Genomic DNA, 17,025 nt, shown 5'->3' with positions numbered 1-17,025 from the left:
ATCGCACGCGTGGGCAACCCGGTCCCGCGCCCCGAGCTTTCAGCTGCCGAGCGCCGCCGACACGACGTCCCGGGCCTCGGCCTGCACCTGGGCGAGGTGGTCGGCGCCGCGGAAGGACTCCGCGTAGATCTTGTAGACGTCCTCGGTGCCGCTCGGTCGGGCGGCGAACCACGCCGACTCCGTGACGACCTTGAGCCCGCCGATCGCCGCGTCGTTCCCGGGGGCCCGGGTGAGCTTGGCCGTGATCGGCTCACCCGCGAGGGTGTCGGCGGTGACGTCGTCGGGTGACAGGGCGGCGAGCTTGCTCTTCTCGGCCCGGTTCGCGGGGGCGTCGATCCGGGCGTAGGCGGGCTCGCCGTGCCGCTGGACGAGCGAGTGGTAGTGCTCGCTCGGGCTCATCCCGGTGCGCGCGAGGATCTCGGAGGCGAGCAGGGCGAGCAGGATGCCGTCCTTGTCGGTCGTCCACACCGAGCCGTCGCGCCGCAGGAACGACGCACCGGCCGACTCCTCGCCGCCGAACGGGCCCGATCCGTCGAGCAGCCCCGGCACGAACCACTTGAACCCCACGGGCACCTCGACGAGGCGACGGCCGAGGTCGGCGGCGACCCGGTCGATCATCGAGCTCGAGACGAGCGTCTTGCCGATGAACCCGTCCTCGCGCCAGTGCGGCCGGGCGCCGCCGTAGAGGTACTGGATCGCGACCGAGAGGTAGTGGTTGGGGTTCATCAGGCCGGCATCCGGGGTGACGATGCCGTGGCGGTCGGCGTCGGCGTCGTTGCCGGTCGCGACGTCGTAGGTGTCGCGCTGCGCGATGAGGCTCGCCATCGCCGAGGGGGAGGAGCAGTCCATCCGGATCTTGCCGTCCCAGTCGAGGGTCATGAACCGCCACGTCGCGTCGACGAGCGGGTTGACGACGGTGAGGTCGAGACGGTGGCGCTCGGCGATGGCGCCCCAGTAGTCGACGGCCGCCCCGCCGAGCGGGTCGGCGCCGATCCGGACACCGGCCGAGCGCACCGCGTCCAGGTCGAGCACGCTCGGCAGGTCGTCGACGTAGCTGCCGAGGAAGTCGTAGGAGGTGACGGCCGCGCGGGCGCGAGCGAACGGCATCCGTCGCACGTCGGCGAGCCCACCCCGGATGAGCTCGTTGGCCCGGGCCGCGATGACCGACGTCGCGTCGGAGTCGGCCGGCCCGCCGTGCGGCGGGTTGTACTTGAACCCCCCGTCGCTCGGGGGGTTGTGCGAGGGCGTGACGACGATGCCGTCGGCGAGGCCGGTGCCCCCGGGCATGGCGTCGACGCCCGCGACCTTGCCGCGGTTGGCGGTGAGGATGGCGTGCGACACGGCCGGGGTGGGGGTGTAGCGGTCGGCGGCGTCGACGAGCACCGTGACGTCGTTGGCGACGAGCACCTCGAGCGCCGTCGACCAGGCCGGCTCGGACAGCCCGTGGGTGTCGCGCCCGATGAACAGCGGCCCGTCGAAGCCCCGGTCGCGGCGGTACTCGCAGATCGCCTGGGTCGTCGCGAGGATGTGCGCCTCGTTGAAGGAGGTGCGCAGGCTCGAGCCGCGGTGGCCCGACGTACCGAACGCGACCTGCTCGTCGACGTTCTCGGGGTCGGGTTCGCGGGTGTAGTACGCCGTGACGAGGGCGGCGACGTCGACGAGGTCCGAGGGCTGCGCGGGCTGGCCGGCGCGGGGCGCGTTCATGGCCCGATCCTTGCAGAGGGGTCCCACCGGCGACAGGTGGAGCGGGTGCTCGTCGGAGGGCGGGTTCTCGGTCTGCCTCGCGGCCACGGCGACGGCGACGACCGTCGGGTGTCGGCGAGATCACAGGCCCAAGGTCTCCTACGCGCTGTAGGAGTCGATACCCACGGGGGTATCATCGGATTCATGACCACCCCCACCAAGCACCTCGTGGTCCTGGGCGCGGGAACGGCCGGCACGATGGTCGTCAACAAGCTCCGCCGTGAGCTGCCCGCCACGGACTGGACGATCACCGTCGTCGACCGCGACGACATCCACGACTACCAGCCCGGCTACCTGTTCATCCCCTTCGGGATCAACACGCCCGAGCAGATCCGCCGCCGCAAGCGGCCGCTCATCTCGGCCGGCATCGACCTCGTCATGGGGGAGGTCGACCGGGTCGACCCCGCCGCCCGCGCGGTGCACCTGGGCGACGGCCGGGTGCTCGCCTACGACCAGCTCGTCATCGCGACGGGCACGACTCCCCGCCCGGACCAGACCGAGGGGACCCTCGGCCCGCAGTGGCACAAGGAGGTCGGCGAGTTCTACACGTACGACGGCGCGGTGGCCCTGCGCGACCAGCTCGCGACGTTCACCGGCGGCCGGCTCGTCGTCCACATCACCGAGCTGCCGATCAAGTGCCCCGTCGCCCCGCTCGAGTTCACCTTCCTCGCCGACGACTGGCTCACGAGGCGCGGCCTGCGCGAGCGCACCGAGCTCGTGTTCGTGACCCCGCTCGACGGCGCCTTCACCAAGCCCGTCGCGAGCAGGGCGCTCGGGAACATCCTCGAGGACAAGGGAGTCGTCGTCGAGCCGGACTTCATGGTCGAGCGCATCGACCAGGAGCGCAAGGTGCTCGTGTCCTACGACGAGCGCGAGGTGGCCTACGACCAGCTCGTGACGATCCCGCTCAACATGGGCGCCGACTTCGTGGCCCGCTCGGGCCTGGGCGACGAGCTCAACTACGTCCCCGTCGACAAGCACACGATGCAGTCCACCGCCCACCCGGACATCTGGGCCCTCGGCGACGCCGGCAACCTGCCGACCTCCAAGGCCGGCTCGGTCGCCCACTTCTCGGTCGAGGTCTTCGTCGAGAACTTCCTCGACCACGTGCACGGCCGGCCGATGACCCGCTCCTTCGACGGGCACGCCAACTGCTTCGTGGAGTCCGGGCACGGCAAGGCCCTCCTCCTCGACTTCAACTACGACACCGAGCCCCTGACCGGTCACTTCCCCTTCCCCAAGGTCGGCCCCATGACGCTGCTCGGTGAGTCCCGCGCCAACCACCTCGGCAAGCTCGCGTTCCGCCACGTCTACTGGAACGCCCTGCTCCCGGGCCGTCCCCTCGGCCTGAAGGCCGAGATGTCGATGGCCGGCAAGAACCCCGCCTGAGACGCCGACACGAACCCCGCCTGACACCCAGAGGAGACACACGCACATGACCACCACCACGATCGCCGGGCACGCCGTCGACGTCAACGAGGAGGGGTTCCTCACCGACCCCGCGCAGTGGAGCGAGGAGCTCGCGCCCGAGCTCGCCGCGCTCATCGGCCTCGAGCTCACCGACGCGCACTGGACCCTCATCCGCTTCCTGCGCGACGACTACGCCGCCCAGGGCGAGACCGCCACGCTGCGCCGGGTCTCGACGCAGACGGGGACGCCCGTCAAGGCGCTCTTCGGCCTCTTCCCGGGCAAGCCGGCGAAGAAGATGGCCTACGTCTCCGGCCTGCCCAAGCCCAAGGGCTGCGTCTGACGCCGCGCGCCGGCATCCCACCCCCACCGGTCCACGTCCAGCGCGAAGGAGCGCACCCATGACCACCACCGAGGCCGCACCGGCCATCGTCCCCTCGTTCGACACCCCCGGCAGCGAGGGTCGCAAGCTCGCCATCATCTGCTCCAAGGGCAACCTCGACATGGCCTACCCGGGCCTCATCCTCGCGAACGCCGCCGTCGGCGAAGGTGTCGAGACGCACATGTTCTTCACCTTCTGGGGCTTCGACATCATCACCAAGCAGACGATGGGCGACCTGCAGTTCTCCTTCGTCGGCAACACCGCGATGCACCCTCCGGGCCACAGCGGAATGGGCGTGCACCACATGCTCGGCGCCCTTCCCGGGGCGACGAAGGCCGCGACGAAGATGATGAAGAAGCAGATCGCGGAGCTCGACGTCCCCGAGGTCCCCGAGTTCCTCGAGATGCTCACCGGCTCCGGCGTTCACATGTGGGCGTGCCGCATGTCCGCGGACATGAACCACCTGACCGAGGACGACCTCTACGACGGGGTCGAGGCGATCATCTCGGCGAGCGACTTCATCGAGCTCACCGAGGGTGCCCAGCTGCTGTTCATCTGACCCACTGCCCTGGGTCGGGCCGGACGGCACGGGCACGGGCCCGGCGGGACTCCTCTCCCGCCGGGCCCTCCTCGTGCCTCAGCCCTCGGCGACGGGCGCGAGGTAGACGGTCGCGAGCCGCGCGAGGCGCACCGTGACAGAGAAGGGCTGGTCGTGCCACGGCGTCGGCTCCGCCTCGTGGACGACACCGGCCGTGCTCGGGCTGCTCGCCTCGTCGAAGCCGCTCGTGTCGAGGACGACCTCCCAGCGCCCGCCGCGGGGCACGCCGATGCGCACCCACGCCTTGTCGTCCCCGCTGTAGTTGACCGCCGTCGCCACGACGTCGCCCTGCTGGTCGGCGCGGGCGAAGCGCAGGTACGACAGCACGTTGCCGGTGTTGTCGTCGGCGTCGAGCCACCGGAACCCGGCCGGCTGCGAGTCGAGCGCCCAGAGCGCGGGGTGCGCGCGGTAGAGGGAGTTGAGCTCCTTGACGAGGTTGTGCACCCGGTAGTGGGCCGCGTGGTCGAGCAGCCACCAGTCGAGCGAGCGTCCGTCGGCCCACTCGCCCGGCTGCGCGAACTCGCACCCCATGAAGAGCAGCTGCTTGCCGGGGTGGGACCACATGTACGCGAGGAAGGCCCGCACCGTCGCGAGCTGCTCGTCGCGGGTGCCGGGCATCTTGTTGAGCAGCGACCCCTTGCCGTGGACGACCTCGTCGTGGCTGATCGGCAGGAGGTAGTTCTCGCTGAAGGCGTACATGAGCGAGAAGGTCAGCAGGTTGTGGTGGTACTGCCGGTGGATCGGCTCCTCGTGCACGTAGCGCAGGGTGTCGTTCATCCAGCCCATGTTCCACTTGAGCCCGAAGCCCAGGCCGCCGAAGGACGTCGGCTTCGTGACGCCGGGCCACGACGTCGACTCCTCGGCGATCGTCACGATGCCTGGCACGCGCTTGTAGGCCGTCGCGTTGGCCTCCTGGAGCAGGCCGATCGCCTCGAGGTTCTCGCGGCCGCCGTGGACGTTCGGGATCCACTCGCCGTCCTTGCGCGAGTAGTCGAGGTAGAGCATCGAGGCGACGGCGTCGACCCGCAGGCCGTCGACGTGGAACTCCTCGAGCCAGTACAGGGCGTTGGCGACGAGGAAGTTGCGCACCTCGAGCCGGCCGAAGTCGAACACGTGCGTGCCCCAGTCGGGCTGGTCGCCGCGCCGCGGGTCGGGGTGCTCGTAGAGGGCGAGGCCGTCGAAGCGGGCGAGCGCGAACGCGTCGCGGGGGAAGTGCCCGGGGACCCAGTCGAGGATGACCCCGATGCCGGCCCGGTGGAGGGCGTCGACGAGGTACTTGAAGTCGTCCGGGGTGCCGAAGCGCGCGGTGGGGGCGTAGTAGCCGGTCACCTGGTAGCCCCACGACGGGCCGTAGGGGTGCTCCATGACGGGCAGCAGCTCGACGTGGGTGAAGCCGAGGTCGCTGACGTAGTTGACGAGGTGCTCGGCGAGCTCGCGGTAGCCCAGCCCCTGGCGCCACGACCCGAGGTGCACCTCGTAGACGCTCATCGGCCCGTCGTGCGCGGTGCCGAGCGCGCGCTGCTCCATCCAGGCGGCGTCCTGCCACGCATGGGTGGACTCGTCGACGACCGAGCCGGTGTTCGGCGGGGTCTCCGTGCGCCGCGCCATCGGGTCGGCCTTCGTGCGCACGACGTCGTCGGCCCCGCGGATCTCGAACTTGTAGACGTGGCCGACCCCGACGGCCGGCACGAACAGCTCCCAGACCCCCGAGGCGCCGAGGAGGCGCATCGGGTGCACCCGCCCGTCCCAGTCGTTGAAGTCGCCGATGACGCGCACGGCCTTGGCCCGCGGCGCCCACACGGCGAACGAGACCCCCTGGACCGACCCCATCGGCCCGTCGTACTCGCGCACCCGGGCCCCGAGGACGGTCCACAGCTGCTCGTGCCGGCCCTCGTTGACGAGGTGCAGGTCGACCTGGCCGAGGGTCGGCGCGAAGCGGTACGGGTCGTCCTGGAGGTGCTCGATGCCGTCGGCCCACGCGACGAGCAGCCGGTAGTCCATCGTGCGGGTCGCGTCGGTGCGCACCGCGGTCCACACCCCCTCGGCCTCGTGGGCGAGCTCGAGCTCCGCGCCGTCCTCGAAGCGCACGCGCACGGAGCGGGCGAGCGGCTTGAGCACGCGGATGCGCAGCCCCCCGGGCTCGAGGTGCTGGCCGAGCAGGTCGTGCGGCTGCTGGTGGCGTCCTTGGACGAGCGCGGTGATCGCGCCGCCGACCTCGGGGCTGGGGGTGGGGGTCACGACGGGTCTCCTTGCGTGGTCGGGTCCTGCGCGAAGTGGGTGGTGAGCCGGCGCACGGCACCGAGCGGGATGGGGAGCCACCCCGGCCGGTTGCGGGCCTCGTAGACGACCTCGTACACGGCCTTGTCGAGCTCGAAGGCGGCGAGCAGCGCCGTGCGCGCGCGCGGGTCCTCGCCGGCGCGGGCGGCGTAGCCGTCGAGGAACGCGTCCTGGGCCGCGCGTACCCACGAGCGGGCCGACCGCCCGTGCACCTGCTCGAGGGTGCCCCCGACGTAGTCGAAGCTGCGCAGCATCCCCGCGACGTCACGCAGGCACTGGTCGGGCAGCGAGCGCTCCGCGAGGGGGCGCAGCGGCTCACCCTCGAAGTCGAGGAGCACCCACCCCCGGTCGGGGGAGTGCAGCACCTGGCCGAGGTGGTAGTCGCCGTGGATGCGCTGCAGGGGCGGCCACGGCGCCGCGGCGGCCACGCGCAGCACGGCGTCGACCGACCCGCGGACCTCCTCGAGCTCGGGCGCCTCGGCGACGGCGGCGTCGAACCGGTCGCGCATCCCGGCGACGATCGCGCCGGCCTGCTGCGGGCTCGTCGGCTCGGTGCCGAGCACCTCGGCGAGCGTGCGGTGCACCTCGGCGGTGGCGTCGCCGAGCGCCCGGGCCGGTGCCACGAAGTCGGTGCCCGCCTCCGCGGCGCGCAGCGCGACCCGCCAGGCGTCCTCGACGCCCGGCAGGAACTCCTGGGCGAGGGCCAGGTGCCCGGATGCCGGGTGGTCGCCGTCCGCTCCCGGGTGCGGCCAGTGCCCGGTCACCGCGCCGACGACGGCCGGGACGCGGCTCGACCCCGCGTCGACGAGCGCGCCCTGGAGGACGACGTCGGGGTTGGCCCCCGGTGAGAGCATCCGGAAGACCTTGACGATGAGGGGGACGTGGTGGCCGTCCGGGAGGTCGCAGTCGAGGATGACCGAGGTGTTCGACTGCTCACCGGAGAGCACCCGCGCGGTGCGCACCCGGACCTCGCGGCCCCAGCTCTGCTGCGGCACCCCGGCGACCGACTCCTCGGGGGTGTCCGAGGAGGACGACGACTGCGCCCGCACCCGGCCCTGGACGAGCTCGAGGAGCTGCGCGGCGTAGACCGGGTCGTGGGGCGCGTCGTAGACCCAGCGGTGGCCGAGCGCGGAGTGCTCCATCGTGCCGACGAGGGCGTGGTCGGCACTGCCGAGCGGCTCGCCCCGGTAGGTCAGGGGCACCTGGTAGACGACCGGGTCGGCGCCGGCCTCGTCCGCGACGACGAGCGTCTCGACGCCCACCTCGCCCTGGGGGTCGTCGAGGCGCCACGCCGCGAGGAGGCGCAGCCGGGGCTGGCGTCCATTGGCGGCGTACCAGCGCTGCGAGCCCATCCACGAGGAGACGAGCTCGAGCTTGCCCGGGCGCAGCGTGGCGGTGCCGATGACCTCAGCCACGGGGCTCACCTCGGCGGGGCGCGAGCGCGAGCCAGTAGAAGTCGCGCGAGCCCAGCGTGAGCGTGATCGTGCCGTCGGGGGCGATGTCCGGGAAGCCGCTGCCCCCGAACAGGTCACGGCTCTCCCAGTCCCACAGCTCCTCGGGCAGCGTGACGGTGCTCGCCTGGGGGCGCGACGAGAGGTTGTTGACGCACAGCACGGCCAGCGCCGAGCGGTCCTCGGTGTCGCGGTCGCGCCGGTCGACCCGCACGAAGGGCAGCACCCGGTCGTTCGTCGACCCGCACACCTCGAAGTCGCCGACCCCGAAGACGGGGTGCTCGCGGCGCACGGCGAGCATGCCGCGCACCCAGTGCAGGCGCGAGGACCCGCTCGCCATCTGGGCCTCGACGTTGACGTGGTTGTGGTGGTAGACGAGCGACTGGACGACCGGCAGGTAGAGCTTGCCCGGGTCGGCGGTCGAGAACCCGGCGTTGCGGTCCGGGGTCCACTGCATCGGCGTGCGGACGGCATCCCGGTCGTGGAGCCAGATGTTGTCGCCCATCCCGATCTCGTCGCCGTAGTACAGGCACGGCGAGCCGGGCAGGGAGAGCAGGAGGGCGTGGATGAGCTCGAACTCCGGGCGGCTGTTGTCGAGGAGGGGGGCGAGGCGACGGCGGATGCCGACGTTGGCCCGCATCCGGGGGTCGGGCGCGTACCAGCCGTACATCGCGGCCCGCTGCTCGGGCGTGACCATCTCGAGGGTCAGCTCGTCGTGGTTGCGGAGGAACGTCCCCCACTGCGTGCCCGGGGGGATCGGCGGCGTGTCGGCGAGCACGTCGACGATCGGGGCCGCCCGCTCCTCGCGCAGCGAGTAGTAGAGCATCGGCATGACCGGGAAGTGGAAGCACATCTGGCACTCCGGCGCCTCCTCGGTGCCGAAGTAGTCGACGACGTCCCGCGGGGGCTGGTTGGCCTCGGCGAGCAGGATGCGACCCGGGTACTCCCGGTCGACCATGGCCCGCAGGGACGCGAGGAACTCGTGGGTCCGCGGGTGGTTCTCGCCGTTGTGACCCTCCTCCTCGTACAGGTAGGGCACGGCGTCGAGGCGGAAGCCGTCGATGCCCATGTCCATCCAGAAGCGCACGACGTCGAACATCGCCTCGTGGACGGCCGGGTTCTCGAAGTTGAGGTCGGGCTGGTGGCTGAAGAAGCGGTGCCAGAAGAACTGCCGCCGGATCGGGTCGAAGGTCCAGTTCGAGGTCTCGGTGTCGACGAAGATGATCCGGGCGTCGGTGTACCGGTCGTCGGTGTCGGACCACACGTAGAAGTCGCCGAACGGGCCCTCGGGGTCGCTGCGCGAGGCCTGGAACCACGGGTGCTGGTCGCTCGTGTGGTTCATGACGAAGTCGGTGATGATGCGGATGCCGCGTGCGTGCGCCTGGGTGATGAGCTCGCGGAACTCGGGCAGGGTGCCGAACTCGGGCAGCACCTGGGTGTAGTCGGAGATGTCGTAGCCGCCGTCGCGCAGCGGGCTCGCGTAGAAGGGCGGCAGCCACAGGCAGTCGACGCCGAGCCACTGGAGGTAGTCGAGGCGGTTGACGATGCCGGCGAAGTCGCCCTCGCCCGAGCCGGTGCTGTCGCCGAAGGCCCGCACGAGCACCTCGTAGAACACGGCGGTGCGGAACCACTCCGGGTCGTGCCGCAGGCCGGGTTGGTTGGCGCCGAGCCCGGGGGTGGAGTGCCCCATCCCGGCGATGGCGGTCACCAGGGCTTCCTCACGGCCACGACGTGGACGGGTTCGACCTCGGGGCCGAGGCGGACGTACACGTCGCGCTGCCAGACCCAGGTCGAGCCGGTGACGTGGTCGAGGGCCTCGAACGAGTCGCCGGCCTCGAGGCCGAGGGCGGCCATGTCGAGGCGCAGCGTCGTGGCCCGCGTCGAGTGCGGGTCGAGGTTCGCGACGACGACGACGACGTCGTCGGTGCCGTCGGGCAGGACGCGCCGCTTGGAGAAGGCGAGGAAGTTCTCGTCGTCGACGTGGTGGAAGCGGATGTCGCGCAGCCGGTGCAGCGCGGGGTGCGCCCGGCGGATGTCGTTGACCATCGTGAGCCAGCCGGCGAGCGACCGGCCCTCCTTGGCGCCCCCGGGCTCGTAGTCCTCCCAGCGGCGGTTCTTGTACTCGTACTTCTCGTTGTCGATCTGCTCCTCGGCGCCCGGACGCGCGACGTGCTCCATGAGCTCGTAGCCGGCGTAGATCCCGTAGGTCGGCACGAGGGTCGCGGCGAGGACGGCACGCAGCTTCCACGCGGCGGGGCCGCCGAACTGCATGTACGGGGTGAGGATGTCGTGCGTCGTCGGCCAGAACGACGGCCGCATGTACGCGGCGGCCTCGCCGGAGAGCTCGGTGAGGTACTCGCGCAGCTCGTGGGCGCTGTTGCGCCACGCGTAGTACGTGTAGCTCTGCTGGAAGCCGACCTTGCCGAGGGTGTGCATCATCGCGGGCTTCGTGAAGGCCTCGGCGAGCCAGATGACCTCGGGGTGGTCCTTCGCGACGTCCTGGATGAGCCACTGCCAGAACTCGACGGGCTTGGTGTGGGGGTTGTCGACCCGGAAGATCTTCACCCCGTGGTCGATCCACACCTGGACGACCCGGCGCACCTCGGCGTAGATGCCCGCGGGGTCGTTGTCGAAGTTCACCGGGTAGATGTCCTGGTACTTCTTCGGCGGGTTCTCGGCATAGGCGATGGTGCCGTCGGCCCGGGTCGTGAACCACTCCGGGTGGCTCCGCACCCAGGGGTGGTCGGGGGAGCACTGGAGCGCGAGGTCCATCGCGACCTCGAGGCCGAGCCGCTCGGCCTCGGCGACGAACGCGTCGAAGTCGGCGAAGGTGCCGAGCTCGGGGTGGATGGCGTCGTGGCCCCCGTCGGGGGAGCCGATGGCGTACGGGCTGCCCGGGTCCTCGGGGCGGGAGTCCAGGGTGTTGTTCGGCCCCTTCTTCGCCGCCTGGCCGATGGGGTGGATCGGCGTGAGGTAGACGACGTCGAAGCCCATCGCGGCGACGGCCGGCAACCGCTGCGCTGCCGTGCGCAGGGTCCCCGAGGACCAGCGGTGCTCCTTGTCGTCGTACGTCGCTCCCTCGCTGCGCGGGAAGATCTCGTACCAGGCGCCGGACAGGGCCAGCTCGCGCTCGACGAGGAGCGCGAGCTCGGCCGAGGGGGTGACCCAGTCGCGCAGCGGGCGGGTCGCGAGCTCGGCCTCGACCGAGGTGTCGGTGCCCGCCTTGAGGCGGACCGCCGCAGGCCGGGTCGCGTCGCGCAGGCCGTGGATCGCGTCGTCGAGCACCGCGACCTGGGCGGGCGTGCGGGCGACCTCGTCGCGCGCCCGCTCGAGGACGCGGGCACCCTCCTCGAGCATGAGCTCGGTGTCGACGTCGGCCTGGACCTTGATCGTCGCGTCGTGCTCCCACGTGCCGTAGGGGTCGGACCACCCCTCGACTCGGTAGGACCACCACCCGGTGCGGTCGGCGGCGACCTCGGCCTCCCAGGTGTTCAGGCCCGGGTTCGTGCAGACCATGGGCCGCACGTGCTCGACCCCGTCGGGGTCGGTGAGCACGACGGAGGCGTTGACGGCGTCGTGCCCCTCGCGCAGGACGGTGGCGACGACGGTGAAGACCTCGTCGACGACGCACTTCGCCGGTCGGGCGCCGCCGTCGACGCACGGCCTGACGTCGAGGACGGGGATGCGGCCGATCGGGTGCTGGGGGGCAGTGGTTCGAGGGGCGGCAGTCACGGATCGAACCTACCGGCCGGGAGGGCCGCACGACACGTCCACGGGGCGACGCGATCCCACGGTGCAAGATCCTGACGGGTCGCTGAAAGATCCGGATGTAAGCGTTTAAGCAATGCCCTACGATGGCCCCTCGTGAAGGCCATCCGCCGCTTCAGCGTCCGACCCGTCCTGCCCGCCCCGATCGCCGCCCTCGGCGAGCTGGCGATGAACCTGAGGTGGAGCTGGCACCCCCCGCTGCGCGACCTCTTCGCGTCCATCGACGCGGCGCGCTGGGACGCCGTCGGCCACGACCCGGTCGCCATGCTCTCGGCCGTCTCGCCCGAGGAGCTCGAGCGACTGGCCGCCGACCCGGCCTTCGTCGACGCGGTCTCCCGCGCCAAGGAGGCCCTCGACCGCTACCTCGGGGAGGACCGCTGGTACCAGCAGTGGGGCCGCGAGGAGGCCGACGGCGTGCCGTCGGCGATCGCCTACTTCAGCGCCGAGTTCGGCATCACCGCGGCGCTCCCGCAGTACTCCGGCGGCCTCGGCATCCTCGCCGGCGACCACCTCAAGGCGGCGTCCGACATCGGGGTGCCGATCATCGGCGTCGGGCTGTTCTACAAGACCGGCTACTTCCGCCAGAGCCTGAACCGCGACGGCTGGCAGCAGGAGGACTACCCCGTCCTCGACCCCGACGGGCTGGCCATGTCGCTCGTGCGCGAGGAGGACGGCACCCCCGGGCTCGTGACCATCGCCCTGCCCGGCGCCCGCCAGCTGCACGCGCACGTCTGGCGCGTCCAGGTGGGCCGCGTGCCCCTGCTCCTCCTCGACACCGACGTGCGCGAGAACGACGACGCCGGCCGCTCGGTCACCGAGCGCCTCTACGGCGGCGGGGGTGAGCTGCGCCTGCAGCAGGAGATGCTCCTCGGCATGGGTGGGGTCCGTGCGCTGCGGCTGTGGTCGCGGGTCAGTGGCACGCCGACGCCCGACGTCTACCACGCGAACGAGGGGCACGCCGGCTTCCTCGGCATCGAGCGGATCAGCGAGCTCGTGCGCGCCGAGGGCATGACCTTCGACGCGGCCCTCGAGGCGGTGCGCTCCGCGACCGTCTTCACGACCCACACCCCGGTGCCGGCCGGCATCGACCGGTTCGACGCCTCGCTCATCGAGCTGTACTTCGGCGGGGCCCAGGCCCTCGAGGGGGTGCCGGTGGAACGCCTGCTCGCGCTCGGCGCCGAGACCTACGAGGGTGGCTCGTCCGGCATGTTCAACATGGCCGTCATGGGCCTGCGCCTCGCGCAGCGCGCGAACGGCGTCTCCCAGCTGCACGGCGTCGTGAGCCGCGAGATGTTCGACGGCCTGTGGCCCGGATTCGACGACGACGAGGTGCCGATCACCTCGATCACGAACGGCGTCCACGGCCCGACGTGGGTCGACCGCACCGTCTTCGAGCTCGCCCGCACCCACGCCGACGTCCACCAGCTCGACACCCAGGAGTCCTGGGAGTCCTTCGCGACCGTCCCTCGCGACGCCGTGTGGGCGGCCAAGCGCGCGATGCGCTCCCAGCTCGTCGCCGAGGCCCGCCGCCGCACCCGGCAGTCGTGGCTCGAGCGCGGCGCGTCGCCGGCCGAGCTCGCGTGGACCGACAAGGTGCTCGACCCCGACGTGCTCACCATCGGCTTCGCCCGCCGCGTGCCGACCTACAAGCGGCTCACGCTCATGCTGCGCGACCCCGACCGGCTCAGGAAGCTGCTCCTCGACCCCGACCGCCCGGTCCAGCTCGTCATCGCCGGCAAGGCGCACCCGGCCGACGAGACGGGCAAGCAGCTCATCCAGCAGCTCGTCCGGTTCGCCGACGACCCGGAGGTGCGCCGCCGCATCGTCTTCCTCCCGAACTACGACATCGCGATGGCGCTGCACCTCTACCCGGGCTGCGACGTCTGGCTCAACAACCCGCTGCGCCCGTTCGAGGCCTGCGGCACCTCCGGCATGAAGGCGGCGCTCAACGGCGCGCTCAACCTGTCCATCCTCGACGGCTGGTGGGACGAGTGGTTCGACGGCAAGAACGGCTGGGCGATCCCGACCGCTGACGGCGTCGAGGACCCCGAGCGACGCGACGACATCGAGGCCAACGCGCTCTACGACCTCGTCGAGAGCCAGGTCGCACCGCGCTTCTACGACGTCGACGAGCAGGGCCTGCCGCAGAACTGGCTGTCGATGATGATGCACACCGTGACCACCCTCGGCCCGAAGGTGCGGGCCAGCCGGATGGTGCGCGACTACACCCAGCAGCTCTACGTCCCGGCCGCCCGCTCCGGCTGGGCGAAGGCGGACGGCGGCTACGCGGGGGCCAGGGACCTCGCGCAGTACAAGGCGCGCGCCCGGGCCGCGTGGGGCGACGTGCACGTCGACCACGTCGAGTCCTCCGGCGTCGGCGACACCCCCGAGCTCGGCGAGACGCTGCACGTCACGACCTACGTCTCGCTCGGTGACCTCACGCCCGACGACGTCGAGGTGCAGGTCGTCCACGGGCGGACCAACCACCACGGCGACGAGCTGCACGACGTCGCCTCGGTGCCGCTCGCCCACGTCGAGGCCTACGAGCACGGCCGCCACCAGTTCGCCGGCGACCTCGTGCTGCGCTCCTCCGGCGCGTTCGGCTACACGGTGCGCGTGCTGCCCCGCCACGACGGGCTCGCCCGGCCGAGCGAGCTCGGGCTGGTCGCCAACGCCTGACGCGGCGGCCCTAGGGTGGGCGCCATGACCCGTTTCGCGTGGGCCGCCTGGGGGCTCCTCGTCGTCGTGCTCGACCTCCCGCTCCTCGGCTGGGACGTCCTGCCCGACGTCGTCGGGTACGCGTGGCTCGTCATCGGCCTCGCCGGGGCCGCGCAGGTCCACCCGGCGTTCGTCCGGGCGCGTGCCGCGGCGGCGGCCGGCATCCCGGTCGCCCTCGTCACCGGCACGCCGCTCTTCGTCGACCAGGCCGGAGTCGTGTGGGGAGCGGTGTTCGTCGAGGTGCTCGTGACGGTCCTCCTCCTCCACCAGCTCGCCACCGGCATCCGCGACCTCGCTCCCGTCGACGGCGACAGCGACACGCGGCGGTGGAGCGGCGGCATCCGGGTCGGCGCCCCCGTCGCCGGCCTCGTGCGCCTCGTCGGTCTCGTCGGCCTGTCGACGCCGCTCGGGCCCCTCTACGCCCTGGGCTACCTCGGCCTCGTCGTCGTCGGGATCGTCACGGTCGTCCTCGTGCACCGGGTGCAGCGGGCCGGCTGGCTCGCCGGTGCGACTCAGCCCAGCGCGGATGCCGCGTAGACCCGCACGCTCGTCGCGTCGACGAGGACGGGGCCGGGGCTGACGGGCTCCCCGCCGTGCTGCGGCCGCTCCCACACGCTGTCCCACAGCAGCCGGTAGGCCGTGACACCGGGCGGGGCGGGCAGCGTGACCTCGACGGCGCCGGTACCCCCGTTGACGACGAGGAGGGCGGAGTCCCAGCCCATCCATGCCCCGGCGACGTACAGCTGCACGACCCGGTGCCCGTCGGCCCACCGCCCGCCCATGGGGTCGCCGTCCGCGGCGTACCACTCCATGTCGCGGGTGCCGTCGTCGGTGACCTGCCTCCCGAGGGCCCACACCCGTTGCCGCAGCACCGGCAGGGCCTGGCGCACCCCGATGAGGTGGCTCGTCGTCGCGAGGAGGTCGAGCTGCCAGGGGTCGAGGTCCCAGTCGACCCACGTCGTCGGGTTGTCCTGGCAGTACGGGTTGTTGTTGCCGCCCTGGGTGCGCCCGAGCTCGTCGCCGGCGTTGAGCATGGGCACGCCGGTGGACAGCAGGAGGGTGCCGAGCAGGTTGCGCATGGCGAGCCGCCGCCCGGCGAGCACCTCGGGGTCGTCGGTCGGCCCCTCGACACCGTGGTTCCACGAGCCGTTCCCGTGGCTGCCGTCGCGGTTGTGCTCGCCGTTGGCCTCGTTGTGCTTGTGGTCGTAGGCGACGAGGTCGGCGAGGGTGAACCCGTCGTGGGCGGCGACGAAGTTGACCGACGCCGTCGGGCCGCGGTCGCGGTGGCCGAACAGGTCCCGCGACCCGGCCAGCCGGGTCGCGAGCTCCTGGAGGCCGTGGCCGGGGCGGTGGTGCCGCAGGGCGCGCACGTCCCCGACCCAGAACCGGCGCACCGCGTCGCGGTACCGGTCGTTCCACTCCATGAAGGGCGGGGGGAACTGGCCGGTGCGCCAGCCGTGGATCCCGACGTCCCACGGCTCCGCGATGAGCTTGACGCCCGAGAGCACCGGGTCGGCGCGCAGGGCCACGAGGAACGGGTGGTCGGGGTCGAAGTCGTCACCCCGCCCGCGCCCGAGCGCCACCGCGAGGTCGAACCGGAAGCCGTCGACGTGGTACTCCTGCACCCAGTGCCGCAGCGAGTGGAGCACCATCCGGCACACGACGGGGTGGCGCAGGTCGAGGGTGTTGCCGCACCCCGTGACGTCGATCTCGCGGCCCCGCTCGTCGAGCCGGTAGTAGGCGCGCTGGTCCAGCCCCCGCCACGACAGGGTGGCGCCGGTGCGGTCCTGCTCCGCCGTGTGGTTGTAGACGACGTCGAGGATGACCTCGATGCCCGCCCGGTGCAGCAGCTTGACCATGCCCTTGACCTCGTCGACGACGCCCTGCGGCTCGCTCGCCGCGGCGTAGGGCGCGTGCGGTGCGAAGAAGGCGAGGGTGTTGTAGCCCCAGTGGTTGGTCAGCCCACGGCGCACGAGGTGCGGCTCGTGGGTGAAGGCGTGGACGGGCAGCAGCTCGACGGCCGTCACCCCGAGGGAGGTGAGGTGGGCGATGGATGCCGGGTGCGCGAGGCCGGCGTACGTGCCGCGCAGCCCCGGGGGGACGTCGGGGTGGAGCACGGTCTGGTTGCGCACGTGCATCTCGTAGATGACGCTCTCGCTGCGCGACCGGTTCGGTGGGACGTCGTCCTCCCAGTCGAAGCGGTCGTCGACGACGACGCACCGGGGCACGTGGCCCCGGCTGTCGAGGTCCGAGCGCAGCTCGCCGTCGCCGTGCCAGCTCTTGTTGACGACGTGCCCGTGGACCTCCGGCCCCCACCGGACCTCGCCCTCGACCGCCCGGGCGTAGGGGTCGAGGAGGAGCTTGGCCGGGTTGTGCCGCAGGCCCTGGTCGGGGTCCCAGGTCCCGTGGACGCGCACGCCGTACCGCTGCCCGGCACGCACGCCCGGGACGAAGGCGAACCACCACCCGTGGGCGCGCTCGCGCAGCGGCACCCGGCGCTCGCTCGTGCCGTCGTCGTCCCCCGGGTCGAAGAGGCACAGCTCGACGGTGTCGGCGTGCCCCGCGTAGACCGCGACGTCGGCGCCACCGTCGACGAGCGTCACCCCGGGGCGAGGGGCCAGGTCGCGGGTCAGGGGGCCCGGCGAGACGGTCGTGGGGTGGGACCAGGGCGGCATGGAGGG

At 72.1% G+C, this 17,025-nt stretch carries 11 protein-coding genes; 5 read left to right on the top strand and 6 right to left on the bottom strand.

Features of this window, described 5'->3' with window-relative positions:
* Nucleotides 1-39 precede the first annotated feature (39 nt).
* Nucleotides 40-1,704 carry a phosphoglucomutase (alpha-D-glucose-1,6-bisphosphate-dependent) gene (gene pgm, locus ABD899_RS04495; protein WP_345202793.1) on the bottom strand — a complete coding sequence of 555 codons (1,665 nt, stop codon included), beginning with the start codon at nucleotides 1,702-1,704 and terminating at the stop codon, nucleotides 40-42.
* Nucleotides 1,705-1,887: 183 nt separating this feature from the next.
* Between pgm and sqr the strand changes: the two genes are divergently transcribed.
* From sqr to ABD899_RS04480, 3 genes are read left to right on the top strand one after another with little or no spacing between them, the layout of a single operon-like run.
* The gene (gene sqr / locus ABD899_RS04490) at nucleotides 1,888-3,132 is read left to right on the top strand and encodes a type III sulfide quinone reductase, selenoprotein subtype (RefSeq protein WP_345202790.1); all 1,245 of its coding nucleotides are present in this window, start codon (nucleotides 1,888-1,890) and stop codon (nucleotides 3,130-3,132) included.
* A 46-nt stretch (nucleotides 3,133-3,178) separates the two neighbouring features.
* Nucleotides 3,179-3,493 carry a TusE/DsrC/DsvC family sulfur relay protein gene (locus ABD899_RS04485; protein WP_345202788.1) on the top strand — a complete coding sequence of 105 codons (315 nt, stop codon included), beginning with the start codon at nucleotides 3,179-3,181 and terminating at the stop codon, nucleotides 3,491-3,493.
* 58 nt (nucleotides 3,494-3,551) lie between these two features.
* Complete coding sequence (locus ABD899_RS04480) at nucleotides 3,552-4,091, top strand: DsrE/DsrF/DrsH-like family protein (protein ID WP_345202786.1); 540 nt, start codon at nucleotides 3,552-3,554, stop codon at nucleotides 4,089-4,091.
* A 78-nt stretch (nucleotides 4,092-4,169) separates the two neighbouring features.
* Here the strand turns inward: ABD899_RS04480 and glgB are convergent, their stop codons facing one another.
* The 4 genes from glgB to ABD899_RS04460 are packed head-to-tail and all read right to left on the bottom strand — an operon-like array spanning nucleotide 4,170 to nucleotide 11,590.
* A complete protein-coding gene (gene glgB / locus ABD899_RS04475) occupies nucleotides 4,170-6,368 on the bottom strand; it encodes a 1,4-alpha-glucan branching protein GlgB (protein ID WP_345202783.1) in 2,199 nt (732 codons plus the stop codon).
* The gene (locus ABD899_RS04470; protein ID WP_345202781.1) at nucleotides 6,365-7,822 is read right to left on the bottom strand and encodes a maltokinase N-terminal cap-like domain-containing protein; all 1,458 of its coding nucleotides are present in this window, start codon (nucleotides 7,820-7,822) and stop codon (nucleotides 6,365-6,367) included. The genes glgB and ABD899_RS04470 overlap by 4 nt, the downstream gene beginning before the upstream one ends.
* Nucleotides 7,815-9,548 (bottom strand): maltose alpha-D-glucosyltransferase, encoded by a 1,734-nt coding sequence (gene treS, locus ABD899_RS04465; RefSeq protein WP_345203002.1) that lies wholly within the window; start codon nucleotides 9,546-9,548, stop codon nucleotides 7,815-7,817. Before treS ends, ABD899_RS04470 begins: the two co-directional genes overlap by 8 nt.
* A gap of 14 nt (nucleotides 9,549-9,562) precedes the next feature.
* Entirely contained in the window at nucleotides 9,563-11,590 is a 2,028-nt protein-coding gene (locus tag ABD899_RS04460) for an alpha-1,4-glucan--maltose-1-phosphate maltosyltransferase (protein WP_345202778.1), read from the bottom strand.
* 132 nt (nucleotides 11,591-11,722) lie between these two features.
* Between ABD899_RS04460 and glgP the strand changes: the two genes are divergently transcribed.
* Together glgP and ABD899_RS04450 are read left to right on the top strand one after the other, a co-directional pair.
* The gene (glgP, locus tag ABD899_RS04455) at nucleotides 11,723-14,305 is read left to right on the top strand and encodes an alpha-glucan family phosphorylase (protein WP_345202775.1); all 2,583 of its coding nucleotides are present in this window, start codon (nucleotides 11,723-11,725) and stop codon (nucleotides 14,303-14,305) included.
* A 24-nt stretch (nucleotides 14,306-14,329) separates the two neighbouring features.
* Nucleotides 14,330-14,881: a hypothetical protein gene (locus ABD899_RS04450; RefSeq protein WP_345202774.1), complete on the top strand. Its 552-nt coding sequence runs from the start codon at nucleotides 14,330-14,332 to the stop codon at nucleotides 14,879-14,881.
* Here ABD899_RS04450 and glgX read toward each other — a convergent pair.
* Nucleotides 14,857-17,019 (bottom strand): glycogen debranching protein GlgX, encoded by a 2,163-nt coding sequence (glgX, locus tag ABD899_RS04445; protein ID WP_345202771.1) that lies wholly within the window; start codon nucleotides 17,017-17,019, stop codon nucleotides 14,857-14,859. The two genes, ABD899_RS04450 and glgX, sit on opposite strands and share 25 nt — an antisense overlap.
* Nucleotides 17,020-17,025 lie beyond the last annotated feature (6 nt).

The organism is Fodinibacter luteus (genome assembly GCF_039541575.1).
Taxonomy (GTDB): Bacteria; Actinomycetota; Actinomycetes; order Actinomycetales; family Dermatophilaceae; genus Fodinibacter; species Fodinibacter luteus.
This window is presented reverse-complemented; position numbering and strand designations above follow the sequence as displayed.